The organism is Limnochorda pilosa (genome assembly GCF_001544015.1).
Taxonomy (GTDB): Bacteria; Bacillota; Limnochordia; order Limnochordales; family Limnochordaceae; genus Limnochorda; species Limnochorda pilosa.
In genome coordinates this window covers 2,793,880-2,811,036 of record NZ_AP014924.1, presented here as the reverse complement: position 1 = coordinate 2,811,036, position 17,157 = coordinate 2,793,880, and the positions used below count along the sequence as shown (strand labels likewise).

General features: G+C 72.0%; 17 protein-coding genes. 16 read left to right on the top strand and 1 reads right to left on the bottom strand.

Features of this window, described 5'->3' with window-relative positions; all coding sequences use genetic code 11:
• Position 1: 1 nt before the first annotated feature.
• The 6 genes from dnaJ (at position 2) to LIP_RS12440 (ending at position 7,596) form a co-directional block, all read left to right on the top strand.
• Positions 2 to 1,156 (top strand): molecular chaperone DnaJ, encoded by a 1,155-nt coding sequence (dnaJ, locus tag LIP_RS12465; protein WP_068138914.1) that lies wholly within the window; start codon positions 2 to 4, stop codon positions 1,154 to 1,156.
• Between the two features lies 1 nt (position 1,157).
• Positions 1,158 to 2,051: a 50S ribosomal protein L11 methyltransferase gene (locus LIP_RS12460; protein WP_068138911.1), complete on the top strand. Its 894-nt coding sequence runs from the start codon at positions 1,158 to 1,160 to the stop codon at positions 2,049 to 2,051.
• 140 nt (positions 2,052 to 2,191) lie between these two features.
• Positions 2,192 to 4,504 carry an efflux RND transporter permease subunit gene (locus LIP_RS12455; protein WP_068138909.1) on the top strand — a complete coding sequence of 771 codons (2,313 nt, stop codon included), beginning with the start codon at positions 2,192 to 2,194 and terminating at the stop codon, positions 4,502 to 4,504.
• 96 nt (positions 4,505 to 4,600) lie between these two features.
• Complete coding sequence (locus LIP_RS12450) at positions 4,601 to 5,392, top strand: outer membrane lipoprotein-sorting protein (RefSeq protein ID WP_068138904.1); 792 nt, start codon at positions 4,601 to 4,603, stop codon at positions 5,390 to 5,392.
• Positions 5,393 to 5,459: 67 nt separating this feature from the next.
• Positions 5,460 to 6,806, top strand: a complete 1,347-nt coding sequence (locus tag LIP_RS12445) for a hypothetical protein (protein ID WP_068138902.1) — start codon at positions 5,460 to 5,462, stop codon at positions 6,804 to 6,806.
• Positions 6,807 to 6,876: 70 nt separating this feature from the next.
• Positions 6,877 to 7,596 carry a metallophosphoesterase gene (locus LIP_RS12440; protein WP_068138899.1) on the top strand — a complete coding sequence of 240 codons (720 nt, stop codon included), beginning with the start codon at positions 6,877 to 6,879 and terminating at the stop codon, positions 7,594 to 7,596.
• 15 nt (positions 7,597 to 7,611) lie between these two features.
• On the opposite strand, the gene phoU is transcribed toward LIP_RS12440, so the two are convergent.
• A complete protein-coding gene (gene phoU / locus LIP_RS12435; RefSeq protein ID WP_082726288.1) occupies positions 7,612 to 8,334 on the bottom strand; it encodes a phosphate signaling complex protein PhoU in 723 nt (240 codons plus the stop codon).
• A gap of 391 nt (positions 8,335 to 8,725) precedes the next feature.
• Between phoU and rpsU the strand changes: the two genes are divergently transcribed.
• From rpsU to LIP_RS12385, 10 genes are all read left to right on the top strand, one after another.
• Entirely contained in the window at positions 8,726 to 8,911 is a 186-nt protein-coding gene (rpsU, locus tag LIP_RS12430) for a 30S ribosomal protein S21 (RefSeq protein ID WP_068138894.1), read from the top strand.
• 172 nt (positions 8,912 to 9,083) lie between these two features.
• Positions 9,084 to 10,406, top strand: coding sequence for an NfeD family protein (locus LIP_RS20080; protein WP_198409532.1), 1,323 nt, complete (start codon positions 9,084 to 9,086; stop codon positions 10,404 to 10,406).
• Between the two features lie 51 nt (positions 10,407 to 10,457).
• Positions 10,458 to 11,468 carry a flotillin-like protein FloA gene (gene floA, locus LIP_RS12420; RefSeq protein WP_068138888.1) on the top strand — a complete coding sequence of 337 codons (1,011 nt, stop codon included), beginning with the start codon at positions 10,458 to 10,460 and terminating at the stop codon, positions 11,466 to 11,468.
• Complete coding sequence (locus LIP_RS12415; protein WP_068138885.1) at positions 11,465 to 11,731, top strand: hypothetical protein; 267 nt, start codon at positions 11,465 to 11,467, stop codon at positions 11,729 to 11,731. The genes floA and LIP_RS12415 overlap by 4 nt, the downstream gene beginning before the upstream one ends.
• A gap of 36 nt (positions 11,732 to 11,767) precedes the next feature.
• A complete protein-coding gene (gene yqfC / locus LIP_RS12410; RefSeq protein WP_068138883.1) occupies positions 11,768 to 12,097 on the top strand; it encodes a sporulation protein YqfC in 330 nt (109 codons plus the stop codon).
• A gap of 1 nt (position 12,098) precedes the next feature.
• Positions 12,099 to 13,286, top strand: a complete 1,188-nt coding sequence (locus LIP_RS12405) for a sporulation protein YqfD (protein ID WP_068138878.1) — start codon at positions 12,099 to 12,101, stop codon at positions 13,284 to 13,286.
• 200 nt (positions 13,287 to 13,486) lie between these two features.
• A complete protein-coding gene (locus tag LIP_RS12400; protein WP_068138875.1) occupies positions 13,487 to 15,766 on the top strand; it encodes an HD family phosphohydrolase in 2,280 nt (759 codons plus the stop codon).
• A gap of 33 nt (positions 15,767 to 15,799) precedes the next feature.
• Complete coding sequence (gene ybeY / locus LIP_RS12395; RefSeq protein ID WP_068138868.1) at positions 15,800 to 16,276, top strand: rRNA maturation RNase YbeY; 477 nt, start codon at positions 15,800 to 15,802, stop codon at positions 16,274 to 16,276.
• Positions 16,266 to 16,673 (top strand): diacylglycerol kinase, encoded by a 408-nt coding sequence (locus LIP_RS12390; protein ID WP_082726286.1) that lies wholly within the window; start codon positions 16,266 to 16,268, stop codon positions 16,671 to 16,673. Before ybeY ends, LIP_RS12390 begins: the two co-directional genes overlap by 11 nt.
• A 57-nt stretch (positions 16,674 to 16,730) precedes the next feature.
• Positions 16,731 to 17,156, top strand: coding sequence for a cytidine deaminase (locus LIP_RS12385; RefSeq protein ID WP_068138867.1), 426 nt, complete (start codon positions 16,731 to 16,733; stop codon positions 17,154 to 17,156).
• Position 17,157 lies beyond the last annotated feature (1 nt).

Sequence of the window (17,157 nt, the reverse complement as noted above, 5' to 3'; positions counted from 1 at the left end):
AATGCCCGGTAAACGGGACTACTACGAGGTTCTGGGTGTCGACCGGTCGGCGGGGCCCGAGGAGATCAAGAAGGCCTACCGCCGGCTGGCCCGCCAGTACCACCCGGACGTCAACAAGAACGATCCCCAGGCGGCCGAGAAGTTCAAGGAGGCCACCGAGGCGTACCAGGTCCTGTCGGACCCGGAGAAGCGGTCGGCCTACGATCGCTTCGGCCACGCGGCCTTCGAGGGCGCCGGGGCGGGTCCGGGCGGCGCGGGTCCGGGCGGCTTCGACCCCTTCGGGGGCCTGGGCGACCTGGGCGGCTTCGAGGACCTCTTCGACGCCTTCTTCGGCGGCGGCGGGCGGCGGCGGGCCCGCGGGCCCGTCAAGGGTGCGGACCTCCGCTACGACCTGGAGATCGACTTCGAGGAGGCGGCCTTCGGCGTGGAGACCGAGATCTCCGTGCCGCGGGTCGAGGTCTGCCCCCATTGCCATGGAAACAAGGCCGAGCCGGGCACGCCCATCCGCACGTGTCCCGAGTGTCAGGGGACGGGCCAGGTCCGGCGGGTGCAGCAGACCCCCTTCGGCCGCTTCGTCAACGTGCAGACCTGCCCCCGCTGCCGGGGCGAGGGCAAGTGGGCGGAGACCGCGTGCCGCGAGTGCCAGGGGGCCGGCGTGGTGGAGCGCACCCGGCGGATCCGGGTGAAGGTGCCCGCAGGCATCGAGGCGGGGAAGCGGATCCGGCTGGCCGGCGAGGGAGAGGCGGGAGAGCGGGGCGGCCCGCCCGGCGACCTCTACGTCTTCGTCACCGTCCGCCCGCACCCGTTCTTCCGCCGGGAAGGGCGCGACGTCCACTGCGAGATCCCCATCAGCTTCGTGCAGGCCGCCCTGGGCGACGAGATCGAGGTTCCCACCCTGGAAGGGCCCGTAACGCTCAAGGTTCCCGAGGGGACCCAGACGGGCACCTCCTTCCGCCTGCGCGGGAAGGGCGTGCCCGACCTGCGCGGCTTCGGCAAGGGTGACCAGCTGGTGCGGGTGAAGGTGGTCACGCCCACCCACCTCACCGAGGCGCAGCGGGAGCTGCTCCGCCAGTTCGCCCGCACGGGCGGCGATCAGGTGCACGAGGATCGGGGCTTCTTCGATCGCATGCGCGACGCTTTCCGGAAGGCGGAGTAGCATGACCCTCCCCGAGCGCTGGGTGCGGGTGGACCTGGAGGTGGCCGCCGAGGCCGAGGAGGCCGCGGCCGAAGGACTGCGGTCGCTGGGGGCCGGGGGCACCGAGCACGGCGCCCCCCAGGACGGCAAGGTGACGGTGTCCGCCCACTTCCCCCAGGAGGACGCGGCACGGGTGGGGGCAGGCCTGGAGGAGCTCCTCGGCCGCCTGGCGTCCTCGGGTCTGCAATCCTGGGCGCCCCGCCTGCGACAGGAAGAGGTGGACGGCGCGGACTGGGCCGAGGGCTGGAAACGCTTCTTCCACCCGCTCCGGATCGGGGCCATCTGGATCCGGCCCAGCTGGGAGGCGGCCGATCCGCCGCCCGGCACCCGGCCCATCGTCCTCGATCCCGGCCTCGCCTTCGGCACCGGCACCCACCCCACGACCCGCCTGTGCCTCGAGGCGCTCCAGCGCCACCTCCACCCCGGGGACCTGGTGATCGACGTGGGCACCGGGTCGGGGATCCTGGCCATGGCCGCAGCGCTCCTGGGCGCCCGGCGCGTGGTGGCGTGCGACATCGACCCCGTGGCCGTGCGGGTGGCCCGCGCCAACGTCGAGCAGAACCGGCTCCAGTGGGCGGTGGAGGTACTGGAGGGAAGCGTGGGAGCGGCCGATACCCTCCTTAGGAGAGAGCGGTCCGCAGGGGCCCGCCTGGTGGTGGCCAACCTGCTCACGTCCATCCTCGCCGAGCTGGCCGGGCCCATCGCCGGGCTGATGGCACCCCGGGGGCTCCTCCTGGCCTCGGGCATCGCGGCGGGGCAGGAGGGAGAGGCCCACGCCGCGCTGGAAGGGGCCGGCCTGCGGGTCCAGGAGACGGAAACCGCGGGCGGTTGGTGCCTCCTGGCGGCCGAGCGGTAGAAACCTCGTAAGGACCCCTTTTGCCTGCGCTCTCCGGTTGACACTACCTGGGCGGGTTGGTATAGTTTTGCATGTGCCCGCGACGATGACTGAACCGGCCGGACATGCCCTCGAGCGGCCGGTCTGGGAGGCCCTGGCGGATGGAGCGCGTCGGTCGGTGGGTCGCCTCGCACCCCAGGTGGGTGATCGGGGCGATCGTCGTGATCACCCTCGCCTTCGCCGCCTTCATCCCCCGTATTGGGTATGAGACCGACGTGGACTCGATGCTCCCCCGCGGCGATCCCGTCATCGATGAGCTCCGCCAGGCCGTGGAGGACTTCGGATCCCAGGACGTGCTCCTGGTTCTCTTTGCCGCCGAGGACGTCTTCCGTCCCAGCGCGCTGGCCGAGGTGGACCGGGTCGCCCGCGACCTGGGCGCCATCCGAGGCGTGAAGGCGGTCACCACCCCCCTCAACCTCCAGGTGGTCCGCGGCAGCGACCTGGGCATCGAGATCGAGCCGGCTGCCGCCCAGGTGCCCCGCACCCAGGACGAAGTGGACCGCTTCCGGGAGCGGCTCTTCTTCTCGCCGCAGGGAAGGGCGCTGGCATCTCCCGGCGGCGAGGCGCTGGCCATGCTCGTCACCCTGGACCCAGCCTACACCTACTCGCCCGAGCGGTTTCACCAGATCGTGGCGGAGGTGGAGTCCCGGGTGAACCGGGGCCAGGGCGGCCGCTGGTACCTGGTGGGCGACCCCTACATGGGAATCTATGCGGACCGGGTGATCCGCTCGGATCTGCGCGTCCTCACCCCCCTGGCGGCCCTGGCGGTGATCCTCCTGCTCCTCGCGGCCTTCCGGACCCCATGGGGCCTGATCCTGCCGCTGGCGTCGGTCTCCATCGCAGTCACGTGGACCGTGGGGCTCATGGCCGCGCTCGGCTATGACCTCACCATCGTCTCCATGATCATTCCGGTGATCCTCCTCGCCATGGGGAGCGCGGCCGGCATCCACATGATGAACCGGTACTACGAGGAGGTGGGGCGCGGCCTCGGCCCGCGGGAGGCGGTGGAGGCCACCATGGCCGGCATCACCGTTCCGGTGATCATGACGGCCCTCACCACCGCAGCCGGCTTCGTCTCCCTGCTGACCTCCTTCATCCAGCCCGTACGCGAGTTCGCCCTTTTCTCGGCCGCAGGGATCCTGTTCGCGATGGTGGTCTCCCTCACCTTCATCCCGGCGGTGCTGGTGAGCCGGCCCATCCCCGCGCATCTTCGACGGCCGGCGGCCGGCGGCGCGGGCGGGTCCTGGCGGCTGCTGACCTGGGTGGGCACCGGCTGCCATCGCCGCCCCGTCTGGATCACGGGGCTGGGTGCCGCAATCCTCCTGGTCAGCCTGGGGGGGATCCCGGCCCTCCAGGTGGAGACCAACCTGATGTCCTACTTCCGCCAGGGCAGCCCGGTGGTGGAGGGGACGCGCCTGGTGGAGCGCTTCTTCGGCGGGACGACGCCCATCTCGGTGGTGGTCGACAGCGGCGAGCCCGACGGGGTGAAGGATCCGGCCTTCCTCGGCCGCCTGGCACAGCTCGAGAACGACCTCGCGGCCATCCCCGGGGTGAGCCAGCCCCTCTCCGTGGCCGGGGTGGTGGCACAGGTGAACCGGGCCCTGAACGGGGACGATCCGGCGGCCTACCGGATCCCCGACACCCGACCGGCGGTGGCCCAGGAGCTCCTCCTGTTCGAGTTCGCCGGGGGAGCCGGGCTCGACGGCCTGGTGACCTACGATTACCGCAAGGTGAACCTCTCGGCCCGGATCGCCAACGTGGGCACCGCGGAGCTGGCCCGCATCATCGGCCAGGTCGAAAGCTCGGTGCGGGACCGTTTCCAGGGTCGCGGGATCGACCCGCAGGTGGTCGGGACGGCCAAGGTGGTGCTCCGCCTGGGGGAGCAGTTCACCGAGGGGCAGGTGCGGAGCATGAGCTGGGCCGCGGGCGTGGTCTGGGTGATCGTCGCGGCGCTGCTCGGCTCGCCCCTTCTGGGCCTGGTGGCCCTGGTGCCCCTCCTGCTCACCGTGGCCGTCACCTTCGGGGTGATGGGGTACGCGGGCGTCCCCCTGGATGTGGTGACGACCATGGTGGCCAGCCTCGCCATCGGCATCGGCGTGGACTACTCGATCCACCTGGTGAGCCGGTACCGCCAGGAGGTCTCGCGGGGCGCGACGAAGGGGGAGGCGCTGGCGACCACGCTCACCGGGACCGGGCGAGGGGTCGTGGTGAACGCGGCCACGCTGGTGGTGGGTTTCGGCGTCTTGATGTTCTCCGGCCTGCAGGCGACGGCCACCCTCGGATGGCTGCTGGCGTTGACGATGGTGGTGAGCTCGCTGGGCGCCCTTACGGTGCTCCCGGCCGTTCTCAGCCTCCTGCCTGAGGCGAGGGTGCGGAGCCGGGTGCCGGTGGCGCCGGGAGCCTCGAGCCGGTGAGGCAGGGTGGGGAACGGCGGCCGGCCGGGGTGCCACGCAGGACCCCGCGGCCCGGCGGGGCGCCGGTGGACGCGCGGTCTTCAGGAGGTGCGTACGATGTTCCGGAGGAATCGCCTGGCAGCGCTGCTGCTGGCAGTCCTCGTGACCCTTGCGCCCGCGTGGGCGGGCGCCCAGCAGGCCGATCCGCTCACGGGGCCGCAGATCCTGGAACGGGTCAAGGGTGACTCGGCCTTGAGCACCCAGCAGGGTATGGCCCAGGTGAGGCTGACCACGGTGAACCCCCGTGGCGAGGAGCGCCCCAACGAGATGCGGATCTTCGTCAAGGATTCGGGGGACGCGACCGAGCAGCTCCTGGAGTACGTGGCTCCGGCCGACGTGGCCGGCACCAAGCTCTACACGCGCACCCCCGAGAAGGGCGACCCCGACATCCTCCTCTGGCTGCCCGCGCTGGGGCGCGAGCGGCGGGTCGCCGCGGCCGACCGCGGCAAGAACTTCATGAACACCGACTTCACCTACGACGAGATCACGAGCTTCAGCCAGTTCACCGAGCACTACACCGCCGAGCGCCTGCCCGACGCAGAGTGGGACGGGCGGCCGGCCTACGTGTTGAAGCTGACGCCCAAGGCGCAGGACAGCCCCTACGCCTACCTGCGGATGTACGTCTGGAAAGACGAGTTCGTGCCCCTGCGCATCGACTTCCACAACCTGGACGGGGTGCTCTGGAAGCAGCTCCTGAACTCCAACTTCCAGCAGAACGCCGACGGCAACTGGGAGGCGCGGCACATCGAAATGGTGAACGTTCTGGGCAAGACCAAGACGGTGATCGACCTGATCGCCACCTCGCGCACCGACGTGCCCGCCAACTTCGTGCGGGAGCTGCGCCGGTGACCCTGGAACCGACCGTCCCTTGCGTGAGAGCGTGAGCGTCCTCACGGGCACGAAGGAGGATCCACCGATGGCCGTGCGTCGTCGAACCCACCGTGAACCCGCCTTTCCCTGGCTCCGGGTCGTGACCCTGGGGGCCGTCCTGCTCCTGGCGGCAGGACGCCCGGCCGCCGCCCAGGATACGGTCACCATCCGGGGCGAGGTGGGGCAGACGGTGGGGTTTGCCCTGGAGGATCACGCGAGCGACGATCCCGGCTGGTCCGCGGGCCAGGTGGCCGTCAACCGGACCCACTACCGGCTTGAGTTCGAGCGCCGGTTCGGCTACGACGCGGCCGGCCTCCTCTCCCTCAAGGGCTACTTCGACGCGGGCGCCAGCGTGGTGGAGCAGCTGGCCGGCGCCGCCAACGGCGAGAGCGGCTTCCTGGAGCTGGACCAGGCCTTCGTGGACCTCTACTCCGAGTCCACCGACTTCCGCATCGGCCGCCAGAAGATCGCCTGGGGCACCGCCGACGGCTTCAACCCCACCAGCTACTTCGCCCCCGTGACCCTGGACCTGGCCGGCGGCGAGGTGGGGACGCTGGTGGCCCCCGCCACCGCGCTCCGCTCGGCCACCTACTTCAACGTGGGCACCCTGAGCGTGGTGGTGGTGCCGACCTTCGAGCGGCTGAGCGACGGGCAGGTGAAGGCCCTCTGGATTGCGAGCGCCTCCGAGGAGGGGGAACCGTGGACTCGTAACCCGGACACAGTCGATCTTCCGGCTCTTCCGTCCAACCAAGGCGAGATCGGCCTCCAGTTCGACACCTTCTTCCGGGGCACCAGCCTCTACCTGAGCTACTTCAACGGGTACGAGGACCAGCCGGCGGCGTGGCTGACGGAAAGCGCGGGCACGTTGAAAGTCGAAGGCGCCTGGCGCCGCCAGCAGAAGGCGGGCGTGGCCGCGGCCACCACGTGGCGGGGCTTCACCCTGTGGGGCGAGGCGACCTACACGGTGCCGGGCCAGCTCCCGCCCGAGAGCTCCGGCGGGACGACGGGCCTCCTCTCGCCCGCGGACCCCTACGCGCAGGCCGTCCTGGGCGGCGACTACCGGCTGGCGGGCGGCCTCCGGCTGGAGCTGCAGTACGTCTACAACGGCTCGGGCAGCCTGCTCCGGCCCTACGAGGCCAGCCCCGCCCGGGCGGGCCAGTACCTGGTGGGGATGGCGTCCTACGCGCCCGCTGAGGCCCACTCCCTGGATCTGGTGGCCCTCGACGGGCTCAGGGACGACTCGCTGATCCTGATGCCCACCTACCGCTACAAGCTCACCCAGACCACCGAGGTGAGCCTGGGCGCGGTGGTGGTGAGCGCCTCGGCGGACAGCGAGTTCGGCGACATGAGCGCCAGCGATCAGGCAACCCTGGCGGTGACCGTCAAGTTCTAGGACGACGGTGCGTCTCGCTGGGAGAGAGCTCGGCCGCCCGCGCGCCGGCGGGCGGGGAAGGAGGCGGACGGTGAGGCTCTTCGCCCTGGGCGACCTGCACCTGCCCGGAGGCCAGGAGAAGCCCATGGACGTCTTCGGGCCGGCCTGGAAGGACCACCCGAAGCGCGTCGCCGCGCACTGGCGGCGGTTGGTGCGCGACGACGACCTGGTGCTGGTGCCGGGCGACGTCTCGTGGGCCATGACCCTCGAGCAGGCCGCCGAGGACCTGGCCTTCATCGGCGGGCTGCCGGGGAAGAAGCTCCTCCTGCGGGGGAACCACGATTACTGGTGGTCGTCGATCGGGCGGGTGCGGGCCGCGCTGCCGGAAGGGATGCACGCCCTCCAGAACGACTGCTTCGCCCTGGGAGACGGCCGCGCCGTCTGCGGGACCCGGGGTTGGCTGATTCCCGGTGCCGACGGCCTCGGGGAGCACGACCAGAAGGTGTACCAGCGGGAAGCCATGCGGCTCCGCCTCTCGCTGGAGGCGGCGGCCGAAGCGGGTCTCAGGCCCGCGGTGGCCATGATCCACTACCCCCCGTGCGACGCTCGGGGCTGGCCCACCCTCTTCACCCGGTTGCTCGAGGAGTTCCGGGTGCCTCTCTGCGTCTACGGCCACCTCCACGGCCCCGCCGCACGGCTCGCCCCGCCCCCGGTGGTGAGGGGGGTCCGCTACCGGCTGGTCGCGGGGGATCAGGTGGCCTTTGAGCCGGTCCTCCTGGATCCGCTCCTGGAGCCGCCGGCCCCGGCGTAGCCGGCCGGAGCCGGTTCAGCCTTCCTGCCGGCGCCTGAAGGCGGGGTTGGCGCCGGGGGTGCCCGTGTAGTGGCCCTTGAGCTGGTGGGGCACCCGCTCGCCGGTGACGATGTAGATCACCCGCTCGGCGATGTTGGTGGCGTGGTCCGCAATGCGCTCCAGGTACCGGGCGACGAAGATGAGGTTGATGGCCTGGGTGGCCCGGCGGGCCTCCCCGCCTTCCAGCACGAAGCCGATCAGCTCGTCGAAGAGGCTGGAGTAGAGCTCGTCGACGGGGTCGTCCGCGTGGCAGACCTCCTCGGCCAGGCGCACGTCCTGCCGCACCAGGGAGTCGAGGCTGTGGCGGGTCATCTCCTGCGCCATGGCCGCCATGCGGGGGATGTCGATGAGCGGCTTGATGAGCGGCTCCTGGGCGATGCGCAGGGTGATCTCGGCGATGTTGACGCCGTAGTCGGCGATCCGCTCCAGGTCCGTCACGACCTTCAGGATGCCCCCGATGAGGCGGAGGTCGCGGGCCAGGGGCTGCTGGAGCGCGATGAGCCGCATGCAGCGCTCCTCGATCTCGTCGTCCATCCGATCGATGACGTCGTCCAGCCGGATGACGCGGCGGGCGGTCTCCTCGTCCTGGTCTGCCAGGGAGCGGGTGGCGAGGGCGGTGAGCTCTTCCACCAGACCACCCATCTTCAACAGCTCTTCCTTCAGGCGCTGCAGCTCGTTCTCGTAGGCTTCCCGGGGCATGCTGAGCAAGCTCCTTCCCGCACGGGGCGCCGGGTGCCGGTTCCTTCCGCCGGGCACCGGAGTGCTTCTATCATGGGTCCCATTATACCGCCCGCCTCGGTCGGGCACCAGGGGCCGCGGGCCCCCGACCGTACACGACCCAGGCCCTCCCCGCTCCCTCGCAGGCGATGCAGGCGTCTTTCACCAGCGGCGCCGGGCCTTTCCGCGCCTTCCACGCCATGCAGGAGGAATCGGGCAACAGGACGCCGAATCACGCTGCTATCGGGTGGCCACGGCACCGCCCGTGGTCGTGCGCAGGCGGTCGCGTTGCCGGCGGTGGAGGCATGGAGCCGCTTGGACCCCGGACCTCGTTCTGTGAGGGTCTGCTGCTCCCCGGAGGGGGGGAGATGGAATGTCAGAGGTTCGCGTTGGGCCGAACGAGTCGCTGGATCACGCCCTCAGGCGTTTTCGGAAAACCGTGAGACGGTCCGGGGTCATGTCGGACGCGCGTCGCAAGGAGTACTACGACAAGCCGAGCGTCCGCCGCAAGAAGAAGGCGGAGGCGGCCCGCAAGAAGCAGCGGCGTCGTGGGGAGTAAGGTTTGGCTTGATGGAGGCCCGGGTCCAACGCCCGGGCTTCTTTGCGTTGGGGGGACGGTGGTTGCGGGGGAGAAGGCGCCGGCGGCCCGCATGGCGAAAACTAAGGAGTGGCCGGGGAGACGACGGGTCCGTCCGGAGGTGATCCCACTGGGCCGGTGGAGGTTGCTCCTGGTGGTCCTGCTCATGGCCGGGACGCTGGCCCTCGGAGCGACCCACCCGGGGGCGGGCGCGCAGGCGGCCGCCGGCGCCGGTTCCCCCCAGGGCGCGGGCCCGGTGCTGGTGATCCCGGTGAAGGGCACCATCGAGCCGGGGCTGGCCAGCTTCGTGGAGCGGGGGCTGGCCGAGGCCGCACGCCGGGGCACGCCGCTGGTGGTGCTGGAGATCGACACCTTCGGGGGCCGGGTGGACGCGGCCACAGAGCTGCGGGACGTGCTGCTGGCCACCCCGGTGCGGGTGGTGGCCCTGGTGCACGATCGGGCCTGGTCTGCCGGCGCCCTCATCGCCCTGGCCGCGCCGGCCGTCGCCGTCACCCCGGGAGCGAGCATCGGCGCCGCCGAACCCCGGCCTGCCGATGCCAAGACCATCGCCGCCGTCCGGGCCGAGTTCGAGGCGACCGCCCGGGCCCGGGGACGGCCGGCGGACGTGGCGGCGGCCATGGTGGACGCCCGGGTGGTCCTTCCCGGCCTGGTGGCCGAGGGGCAGATCCTGAGCCTCGACGGTGAGGCAGCGGTCCGCTGGGGTGTGGCCGACTGGCTCGTACCGGATCGGGACGAGCTCCTGCGGACCCTGGGCTTCCTGGACCCGCCGGTGGAGGTGCTTGCCCCCACACCGGCCGAGCGGGTGGCCCGCTTCCTCACCGACCCCACGGTCTCCGCGCTCCTCATGGGCCTCGGGCTGGCCGGCCTGGTGGTGGAGCTCTTCACCCCCGGGGTGGGAGTTCCCGGGGCGGTGGGGTTGGGGTCGCTGGCACTCTTCTTCGGCGGAAGGATGGTGGCGGGGCTGGCGGGCTGGGAGGCAGCGGCGCTTTTCCTGGTGGGGCTGGTGCTCCTGGCGCTGGAGCTCTTCGTGACGCCGGGGTTCGGGGTGTTGGGGATCCTGGGCATCGTGGCGCTTCTGGGGGGCCTGGTGATCGCCTTCCCCGATCCCGGCCAGGGAGCCACCGTGCTCCTGCTGGGTCTGGTGGTGGCGGGGGGGCTCGTCGCCCTGGGTTGGCGCCGGTTCCGGCGCACCAGTGCCTTCTCGCGGCTGGTGCTGATGACCCGCCAGGAGCGGGCCCAGGGGTACGTGGCGCCAGCCCTCGGGCTGGAGAAGCTGGTGGGGGCGCAGGGCGTGGCCCGCACCCCGCTTCGCCCCTCGGGCAGCGTGGTGATCGGCGGGCACCCCGTGGACGCCGTGAGCCAGGGAGCCTTCATCGCGGCGGGGCGTCCCGTGCGGGTGGTGGCGGTGGACGGGCTGCGGGTGGTGGTCGAGGAGGAGCATCCGGCCGGGTCCTGAGCGCCGGTTCGGCCCCAGCCCCCAAATCCGAGCGAAGGAGCGTGGGAACAGGTGGAGCTCTTCGCACCCGTGTTCATCCTGGTCCTGATCATCCTGGCCGTCTCGCTGCTCTTCTACTTCGTCCCCGTGGGCCTCTGGATCTCGGCCCTGGCGGCGGGGGTGCGCCTGGGCATCGTCCAGCTCATCGGCATGCGGCTGCGGCGGGTGCCGCCCGCGGCCATCGTCCTGCCCATGATCAAGGCCGAGAAGGCCGGGCTCGACGCGGCCCTGGACAAGCTGGAGGCCCACTTCCTGGCCGGCGGCAACGTGGACCGGGTGATCGACGCCCTCATCGCCGCGCAGCGGGCTGAGATCCCCCTGAGCTTCGAGCGGGCCGCGGCCATCGACCTGGCGGGCCGGAACGTGCTCGAGGCGGTCCAGATGAGCGTGAACCCCAAGGTCATCGAGACGCCCATCGTCTCCGCGGTGGCCAAGGACGGCATCGAGCTGAAGGCGAAGGCCCGGGTGACGGTGCGGGCCAACATCGACCGGTTGGTGGGGGGCGCCGGCGAGCCCACGGTGATCGCCCGGGTGGGCGAGGGTATCGTGACCACCGTAGGCTCCTCCGAGACCCACAAGCAGGTCCTGGAGAACCCGGACCGCATCTCCGCGACGGTCCTCTCCAAGGGGCTGGACGCGGGCACCGCCTTCGAGATCCTCTCCATCGACATCGCCGACGTGGACGTGGGCCGCAACATCGGGGCCGCGCTCCAGGTGGACCAGGCCGAGGCCGACAAGAACATCGCCGAAGCCAAGGCCGCCGAGCGCCGTTTCGCCGCCCTGGCCCTGGAGCAGGAGATGCGCGCCCGGGTCCAGGAGATGCGGGCCCGGGTGGTGGAGGCCGAGGCCGAGGTTCCGAAGGCGCTTTCCCAGGCGCTGCGCGAGGGGAAGCTGGGCGTGATGGACTACTACGGGATGCAGAACCTCCTGGCCGACACCCGCATGCGGGAGAGCGTGGCCGGACCCTCCCGGGGCGAGGAGGAGGCCCTGGGCGAGCCTGAGAAGGAAGGCCCGCGATCGTGAACGAGCGTCTGGCCGGAGCCCGCGAGCCCTCGAACCTGCTGATGCCACCCCGGGACCCGGGGCCGCTCCTTGCTGAGAGGCGTGCCCTGGCCGAGGGTCCCGGGGCCGGCCCCCCATGGGCATCGGTGAGCCAGCTCTTGCGCCGGCCGGGCGGCCTCGCGGAGGCGGTGCTCCTGGCGGAGATCCTGGGTGCGCCCCGGGTCATGCGCCCCTGGCGGCCCGGGGCGCGTCATGCCCTCCGGGCCCCCCGCATAGGCTCCTAGAGCAAGGTTGTCTCCCATGCCCGTGGGGGGAGTCGTATGGGCGGTCCGAACGTGGGGTCAGGGCGACGGGCTGCCGACGGCCTGGCGCGCCCGTGGCAGCGCCTGGTAGGGTGGCTCGAGCTGCCCGAAGAGGTGATGCTCGACCTGCCTCGGGCGACCGTGATCGGCCGGGAGCGCTGCCTGATCGAGAACCATCGAGGCCTGGTCCGCTTCACGGCCCATGAGGTGGTGGTCCAGAGCCGGCTGGGTCCGCTCCGCGTCATGGGAGACCGCCTGGAGATCGAGCGCCTGGCGGGCGAGGAGCTCGTGCTCCGAGGCCGGATCGATCAGATCGACTATCCTTCGCCCGCCGGCCGGAGGGCGTGACGTGCGCGACCGCTGGCGCCGCTTCCTCACGGGATACGTGATCCTTCGCCTCCGCGGGGGCCGCCTGGAGGCCTTCCTGAACGAGACCAGCCGCAGTGTTCCCCTCTTCCGCGTGAAACGCCACGGGCCGCGGCTCGCGGTGGGCCAGGTGGCCCGCCACGATTTCCGCCGGCTTCGGCCCATCGCCCGCCGCAGGGGCGTTCAGGTGACCCTGCTGGAGCGGGTGGGCCTTCCCTTCCTGCTGGCCCGCGCCCGACGCCACCCCTTTTTCTGGATGGGGATGGGGGTTTCCGCCCTCCTCTTCCTCTGGTTTTCTTCCTACGTGTGGGTGGTGGAGGTGGTGGGCACCCACCGCCTGAGCGCCGACGAGATCCGGGCCGGGGCGGCGGCTCTAGGCCTGCACCCGGGCGCCCTGCGCCGGGACGTGGACCCCCGCCGGCTGGAGGACGGCCTCTTGCTGGACAACCCGCTCCTCACCTGGACGGACGTGCGGCTGGAGGGAATCCGGGCGGAGATCCGGGTGGCCGAACGATCCGCTCCTCCTCTGGGCAGCGACACCCCCGGCGACCTGGTGGCCCTGCGCGACGGGGTGGTGGTGCAGGCGGTGGCCTTCCAGGGGAGCCTTCAGGTGAAGGCAGGCGACACGGTGGCCCGGGGCCAGGTGCTGGTCAGCGGGCGGCTGGACCCGGGAAGCCTTGACCACCAGCAGAGGGTGCTCGCGGGCGACTCGCCCGTGGTGCACGCCGAAGGGGTGGTTCGGGCGCGGGTGGGCTACGACGCCGAGGCCGAGGTGCCGCTGGCGGAGACGGTCGAAGAGGTGACCGGCCGGCCCCGGCGGAGCTACGGCCTGGAGGTGGCCGGGCGCGCTGTGCTGGTGGGCCCCAGGCCAGACCCCGCCCGCGTGGTGCCCTGGCGGATACCGATCCACCTGGGGCCGCTGGCGCTGCCCCTGGCCCTCCGCATGGACGAGCGCTGGCCGGTGGTGCGCCACCAGGTGGAACGCACGCCCCAGGAGGCGCTGGCCGAGGCCGAGGCCAGGGCCCGCCGGGCCGTCATGGAACGGATCGGAGACGGTGCCACGCTCCTCGAGGAGACGGTGGAACGCTACCGCCCCGGCCCGGGGCGGGTGGGCGTGCGGATACGCGTGGAGACCCTGGAAGAGATCGGCCATTTCGTCCCCTACCGCTGAGGTGACGCCGCGTGGGGGCGCAGGCCCTTCCCCGGCGGGCGCTCGCTCCGGCCCTCCCGGCCTCCGCTCGCTCTGCACGGGCCCCGGAGGGCCGAAGCGGGCGTCCATCGTGCAGGACCCCACGGCTTCCCCCGGTGCTTGACCGGCGAGCGGCTTGGGTCTACAGTAGGTTTGATCCCGAAGGGGACGGAGGTTGGCGTGTGCGCGAGAGGCTTCTGCGGCTGGTCGGGCGGGGCCGGGCGCCCCGGCCGGCGTACGGCCTGGTGGCCCTTCAGCCGGCGGAGCAGGCTGGCCCGGGAGGTTTGCCCATGGGTCGCTTCACCGAACGGGTGGCTGCCTACGGCCGGGCCTTGGGGGGGTGGGTTCGCCGCCCCACGGACGGTCGCTGGTGGCTCTTCATCGGAACCGGTCTCCTGCTCCTGCTGATCCTGGCCGTGAAGAGCCCCACCGGCTTCGACCTGCGGGTGGGCCAGGTGGCCTCGCGCGACATCCAGGCGCCCCGGCCGGTGGTGAACCGGGTGGCCACCGAGCAGCTGCGCGAGCAGGCCGCGCGGGAGGCCGTCCGCAACGCGGCCGACGATCCCGCCAACTACCGGATCAACGCCACGGTGGCCATCCAGGCATCCGACGCCGTCCAGGATCTCTACGCGCGCTTGGCCGACTTCTTGCCCTCCCAGGAGACGCCGGCCGGCCAGGATCAGGACGCGGCGCCGAACGCCGCCCCGGCCCAGCCCACCGAAACCCAGGTGGTGGAAGCGGTCCGGCTCCTGGCCGAGGCCGGCGTGCCCTTGCCCGCTTCCACGGTGCGGGCGGTCCTGCAGGGCGGCCCGCGGGAGTTGGAGCGCCTGGCGCAGGTCAGCCGGGAGACGGTCGAGCAGGTGCTGCGCACGCGGCGGGTGCCCACCGAGGAGCTGGAGGCGGTGCGCGGCCAGGTGGGCGAGTTCCTCCCCGATCAGGGCCTGAGCGAGGCCCAGCGCCGGCTGGTGGGCCTGGTGGTGGCCGCCAACCTGCGGCCCAACCTGATCCTGGACCCGCAGGCCGTGCAGCGGGTGGAGAGCCAGGCACGCCGCTCGGTGCCCGAGGTGATGGTGCAGCAGGGTCAGATGATCGTGCGCCGCGGGGACGTGGCCACGGCGGAGACGGTCCAGATCCTGCAGGACCTGGGCGTCCTGCGGCCGGACCGCCCCTACCGCTCGTGGGCGGGGCTGGCCCTGGCCGCCTTCGGGCTCGTGGCGTTGCTGGGGATCGCGATCCACCAGTTCCGGCCGGCCTTGAGCCGTGACGTGAAGCAGCTCGGGCTCCTCTCGCTGGTGGTAGGGCTGGTGGCGACCCTGGCCCGCATCGGCTCGGTGGTGGGTTGGGAAGGGGCCCCCTACCTGATCCCGGTGGCTCTGGGCAGCATGCTGGTCACCATCCTGGTGGACTCGCAGGTGGCCGTGCTCACGACCCTGGTGACGGCGCTCCTTACCGGGATCATGACCGGCTTCTCCCTGGAGCCGGCGGTGGTGGCCGTGACCAGCGGGCTGACCGCGGTCTTCAGCGTCTCCCGGGCCTCCCAGCGCTCCGACGTGACCCGGGCGGGCTTCCTGGTGGGCGCCGCCGCACTGGTCACCATCCTCGCCCTCGGTCTGGCCCGGGGCACCTCGGCGCTGGTGCCCCTCGCGTGGGTGGGCCTGGTGAACGGGCTCATCAGCTCGGTCGGCACCCTGGGCCTGCTGCCCTACCTGGAGACGGCCTTCAGCATCACCAGCTCCATCCGCCTGCTGGAGCTGGCCAACCCCAACCAGCCCCTCCTGCGGCGTCTCCTCATGGAGGCACCCGGAACCTACCATCACAGCATCATGGTGGGGAACCTGGCCGAGGCGGCCGCGGAGGCGACCGGGGGCGACAGCCTCCTGGTGCGGGTAGGCGCCCTCTACCACGACATCGGCAAGATCCGGCGCCCCTACTTTTTCGTGGAGAACCAGTTCTCGGGCGAGAACCCGCACGACAAGATCGCGCCCTCCCTCAGCACCCTCATCATCGTCTCCCACGTGCGGGACGGCCTCGAGCTCGCCCGGGAGTACGGGCTCCCGCCCATGGTCGTCGACTTCATCGCGCAGCATCACGGGACCGACCTGGTCCGCTACTTCTACAACAAGGCCCTGGAGAACAACCGGGGCGGGACCGTGGAGGAGAAGGACTTCCGTTATCCGGGCCCCAAGCCCCAGACCCGGGAGACCGCCATCCTCATGCTGGCCGACGGTGTGGAGGCCACCGTCCGGAGCCTGAACCGGCCCACCCCGGGACGGATCGAGGGTGTCGTGCGCCGGAGCATCAAGGGCCGCCTGGAGTCGGGGCAGCTGGACTCCTCGGAGCTGACCCTGAAGGACCTGGACAAGATCGCGGGCGCCTTCGTCAAGGTCCTGAACGGCGTCTACCACACGCGGGTGGAGTACCCGGAGCGCCTGGTGAAGGAGATGCAGGCCCGCCGCGCGTGAGCCGCCCGCCGCGAGGCGAGGGGGGGCGATGAGGTGAACGTGGAGACCAGCGGATCGCAGGCTGGCTCCGCCCGCTGGCGGGAGGTGGCCCCCGCGGTGCACCGGGCCCTGGAGGGGGCGGCGGAGGTGCTGGGCCTGCCCCCCGACACCGAGCTCAGCCTGGCGGTGATGGACGCAGGCGAGGTCCACTCCCTCAACCGGCGCTACCGCCAGGTGGACGCCCCAACGGACGTGCTCTCTTTCCCCCTGCTCGAGACGCAGCCGGGCCACCCGCTGCCCGCAGACGAGGTCCCTCTGGCGCTGGGCGACGTGGTGCTCTCGCTGGAGCACGTCTACCGCCAGGCTGAGGCGTACGGCCACAGCCCGCAGCGGGAGGCGGCCTTCCTGGCGGTGCACGGCCTCCTCCACCTCCTGGGCTACGACCACGCCAGCCCGGGGGAGGAGGCCCGCATGTTCGCACTCCAGGAGGAGATCCTGGAAGGGGCGGGCCTCCCGCGCCATGGGACGTAAGCCGGCGGCAGCCGCGGGCGTGGGGTGGCACCGGGCCCGCACCCTGGCCGAGTCCTTCCGCTTCGCGTGGCAGGGGTTCTCCGCCGCCCTGCGCACCCAGCGGAACCTTCGGATCCACGTGGCGGCGGGGGTGCTGGCCGTGGCGACCGCGTGGGCCCTGCACCTGCCGTGGGTCCAGGTGGCCCTGGTGACCCTGGCCGCCGCGGCCGTGATCGGCGCGGAGCTCTTCAACTCCGCGCTCGAGGGCTTGGTGGACCTGGTGGAGGCCCGGCAGCACCCCGGAGCCCGGCAGGTGAAGGACTTGGCTGCCGCGGCCGTCCTGGTGGCGGCGGTGGGGGCCCTGCTGGTGGGTGGGGTCCTCTTCCTTCCCCCGCTCCTCCGGCTCCTGGGCCGGTGAGGTGCCCGGCCCGGGGCTTTCTGCTATCATGGGAGCCGTGGGGGGAGGACGAGCCGGATGGACGAGCACGGGCCGAGCCAGGCCGACCTGGCCCTGATCGAGGCCGCGCGCCGGGCCCGGGAGAGGGCCTACGCGCCCTACTCAGGTTTCGCCGTGGGCGCCGCGGTGCGGTCTGCCGATGGGCGGGTCTTCGAGGGGTGCAACGTGGAGAACGCATCGTACGGCCTCGGCGTTTGTGCCGAGCGGGTGGCGGTCTTCCACGCCGTGGCCGCGGGGGTTCGGCGGCTGGAGGCGGTGGCCGTCGTCTGTGGTGCCTGCGGTCCCTGCCGGCCCTGCGGTGCCTGCCGCCAGGTGCTGCGCGAGTTCGGTTCAGGGATGCGGGTGATCATGGCGGGCGAGCGGGGTGCGGTGGAGGTCCGCCGGCTCGAGGAGCTCCTGCCCGACGCCTTCGGCCCCGAAGACCTGGCCGGGTCCGGGGCGTAGC

Excerpts from the sequence above, each read along its gene's own strand:
- dnaJ (WP_068138914.1), top strand. The coding sequence starts at position 2 with ATGCCCGGTAAACGGGACTACTACGAGGTTCTGGGTGTCGACCGGTCG.
- LIP_RS12460 (WP_068138911.1), top strand. The coding sequence starts at position 1,158 with ATGACCCTCCCCGAGCGCTGGGTGCGGGTGGACCTGGAGGTGGCCGCC.
- LIP_RS12455 (WP_068138909.1), top strand. The coding sequence starts at position 2,192 with ATGGAGCGCGTCGGTCGGTGGGTCGCCTCGCACCCCAGGTGGGTGATC.
- LIP_RS12450 (WP_068138904.1), top strand. The coding sequence starts at position 4,601 with ATGTTCCGGAGGAATCGCCTGGCAGCGCTGCTGCTGGCAGTCCTCGTG.
- LIP_RS12445 (WP_068138902.1), top strand. The coding sequence starts at position 5,460 with ATGGCCGTGCGTCGTCGAACCCACCGTGAACCCGCCTTTCCCTGGCTC.
- phoU (WP_082726288.1), bottom strand. The coding sequence starts at position 8,334 with ATGCCCCGGGAAGCCTACGAGAACGAGCTGCAGCGCCTGAAGGAAGAG.
- rpsU (WP_068138894.1), top strand. The coding sequence starts at position 8,726 with ATGTCAGAGGTTCGCGTTGGGCCGAACGAGTCGCTGGATCACGCCCTC.
- yqfC (WP_068138883.1), top strand. The coding sequence starts at position 11,768 with ATGGGCGGTCCGAACGTGGGGTCAGGGCGACGGGCTGCCGACGGCCTG.
- LIP_RS12390 (WP_082726286.1), top strand. The coding sequence starts at position 16,266 with ATGGGACGTAAGCCGGCGGCAGCCGCGGGCGTGGGGTGGCACCGGGCC.
- LIP_RS12385 (WP_068138867.1), top strand. The coding sequence starts at position 16,731 with ATGGACGAGCACGGGCCGAGCCAGGCCGACCTGGCCCTGATCGAGGCC.